The organism is Enterovibrio coralii, assembly GCF_001559595.1.
Taxonomy (GTDB): Bacteria; Pseudomonadota; Gammaproteobacteria; order Enterobacterales; family Vibrionaceae; genus Enterovibrio; species Enterovibrio coralii.
In genome coordinates this window covers 1-3,020 of the sequence record NZ_LNTY01000007.1, presented here as the reverse complement: position 1 = coordinate 3,020, position 3,020 = coordinate 1, and the positions used below count along the sequence as shown (strand labels likewise).

At 51.5% G+C, this 3,020-nt stretch carries 1 rRNA gene; it reads right to left on the bottom strand.

Annotation, left to right across the window (positions count from 1 at the left end):
* Window positions 1-70 precede the first annotated feature (70 nt).
* Window positions 71-2,961: ribosomal RNA gene (locus ATN88_RS04270) — 23S ribosomal RNA — on the bottom strand.
* Window positions 2,962-3,020: the final 59 nt, after the last annotated feature.

Sequence of the window (3,020 nt, the reverse complement as noted above, 5' to 3'; positions counted from 1 at the left end):
TGTTTCTTAATTCTCGTTCTTACACATTCAACGTTCTATTTTGAGTCCGTCAAAACCCCTTGGGTGTTGTATGGTTAAGCCTCACGGGCAATTAGTATCAGTTAGCTCAACGCCTCACAGCGCTTACACACCTGACCTATCTACGTCGTAGTCTCCAACAACCCTTTAGAGGACTTATAGTCCTAGGGATGACTCATCTTGAGGCTCGCTTCCCGCTTAGATGCTTTCAGCGGTTATCGATTCCGAACTTAGCTACCGGGCAATGCCACTGGCGTGACAACCCGAACACCAGAGGTTCGTCCACTCCGGTCCTCTCGTACTAGGAGCAGCCCCTCTCAATCATCCAACGCCCACGGCAGATAGGGACCGAACTGTCTCACGACGTTCTAAACCCAGCTCGCGTACCACTTTAAATGGCGAACAGCCATACCCTTGGGACCGACTTCAGCCCCAGGATGTGATGAGCCGACATCGAGGTGCCAAACACCGCCGTCGATATGAACTCTTGGGCGGTATCAGCCTGTTATCCCCGGAGTACCTTTTATCCGTTGAGCGATGGCCCTTCCATTCAGAACCACCGGATCACTATGACCTGCTTTCGCACCTGCTCGAACCGTCATTCTCGCAGTCAAGCGGCTTATGCCATTGCACTAACCTCACGATGTCCGACCGTGATTAGCCCACCTTCGTGCTCCTCCGTTACTCTTTGGGAGGAGACCGCCCCAGTCAAACTACCCACCAGGCACTGTCCTCACCCCAGATAATGGGGCCAAGTTAGAACATCAAACATACAAGGGTGGTATTTCAAGGACGGCTCCACGGTAACTGGCGTCACCGCTTCGAAGCTCCCACCTATCCTACACATGTAGGCTCAATGTTCAGTGCCAAGCTGTAGTAAAGGTTCACGGGGTCTTTCCGTCTAGCCGCGGGTACACAGCATCTTCACTGCGATTTCAATTTCACTGAGTCTCGGGTGGAGACAGCGTGGCCATCATTACGCCATTCGTGCAGGTCGGAACTTACCCGACAAGGAATTTCGCTACCTTAGGACCGTTATAGTTACGGCCGCCGTTTACCGGGGCTTCGATCAAGAGCTTCGACCGAAGTCTAACCCCATCAATTAACCTTCCGGCACCGGGCAGGCGTCACACCGTATACGTCATCTTTCGATTTTGCACAGTGCTATGTTTTTAATAAACAGTTGCAGCCACCTGGTATCTGCGACTGCCCTCAGCTCCATCCGCAAGGGACTTCACCATGGGCAGCGTACCTTCTCCCGAAGTTACGGTACCATTTTGCCTAGTTCCTTCACCCGAGTTCTCTCAAGCGCCTTGGTATTCTCTACCCGACCACCTGTGTCGGTTTGGGGTACGATTGCTCATAACCTGAAGCTTAGAGGCTTTTCCCGGAAGCATGGCATCAATGACTTCAACACCGTAGTGTCTCGACATCAGGTCTCAGCCTAGTGTATTCCCGGATTTGCCTAAGAATACAGCCTACACCTTTGAACCAGGACAACCGTCGCCTGGCCCACCTAGCCTTCTCCGTCCCCCCATCGCAGTTATAAGCAGTACGGGAATATTAACCCGTTTCCCATCGACTACGCCTTTCGGCCTCGCCTTAGGGGTCGACTTACCCTGCCCCGATTAACGTTGGACAGGAACCCTTGGTCTTCCGGCGAGGAGGTTTTTCACCCCCTTTGTCGTTACTCATGTCAGCATTCGCACTTCTGATACCTCCAGCATACTTCTCAGTACACCTTCAACGGCTTACAGAACGCTCCCCTACCCAACAGTCTAAAAGACTGATGCCGCAGCTTCGGTGTATCGCTTAGCCCCGTTACATCTTCCGCGCAGGCCGACTCGACCAGTGAGCTATTACGCTTTCTTTAAATGATGGCTGCTTCTAAGCCAACATCCTGCTGTCTGAGCCTTCCCACATCGTTTCCCACTTAGCGATAACTTTGGGACCTTAGCTGGCGGTCTGGGTTGTTTCCCTCTCCACGACGGACGTTAGCACCCGCCGTGTGTCTCCCGGATATTACTTACTGGTATTCGGAGTTTGCAAAGGGTTGGTAAGTCGGGATGACCCCCTAGCCTTAACAGTGCTCTACCCCCAGTAGTATTCGTCCGAGGCGCTACCTAAATAGCTTTCGGGGAGAACCAGCTATCTCCGAGTTTGATTGGCCTTTCACCCCTAGCCACAAGTCATCCGCTAATTTTTCAACATTAGTCGGTTCGGTCCTCCAATTGATGTTACTCAATCTTCAACCTGCCCATGGCTAGATCACTCGGTTTCGGGTCTACGTCATGCAACTCATTCGCCCAGTTAAGACTCGGTTTCCCTACGGCTCCCCTATTCGGTTAACCTTGCTACATAACGTAAGTCGCTGACCCATTATACAAAAGGTACGCAGTCACCCAACAAGTGGGCTCCCACTGCTTGTACGTACACGGTTTCAGGTTCTATTTCACTCCCCTCACAGGGGTTCTTTTCGCCTTTCCCTCACGGTACTGGTTCACTATCGGTCAGTCAGGAGTATTTAGCCTTGGAGGATGGTCCCCCCATCTTCAGACAAGATAACACGTGTCCCGTCCTACTCGTTTTCACGTTAAATAAGTTGTCGTGTACGGGGCTATCACCCTGTATCGCGGTACTTTCCAGAACCTTCCACTAACTCATAAAACGCTTAAGGGCTAATCCGGGGTCGCTCGCCGCTACTGCCGGAATCTCAATTGATTTCTTTTCCTTCGGGTACTTAGATGTTTCAGTTCCCCGAGTTCGCCTCTCCACACCTATGTATTCAGTGTGGGATACTTGCTTATGCAAGTGGGTTTCCCCATTCGGAAATCCCAGACTCAAGCGGTTGTTACTACCTAATCTGGGCTTATCGCAAGTTACTACGTCCTTCATCGCCTCTGACTGCCAAGGCATCCACCGTGTACGCTTAGTCACTTAACCATACAACCCCAAGAGGTTTCGTATGTTCAAACAACCAAGGTTGTTCTAAGAACATGTTC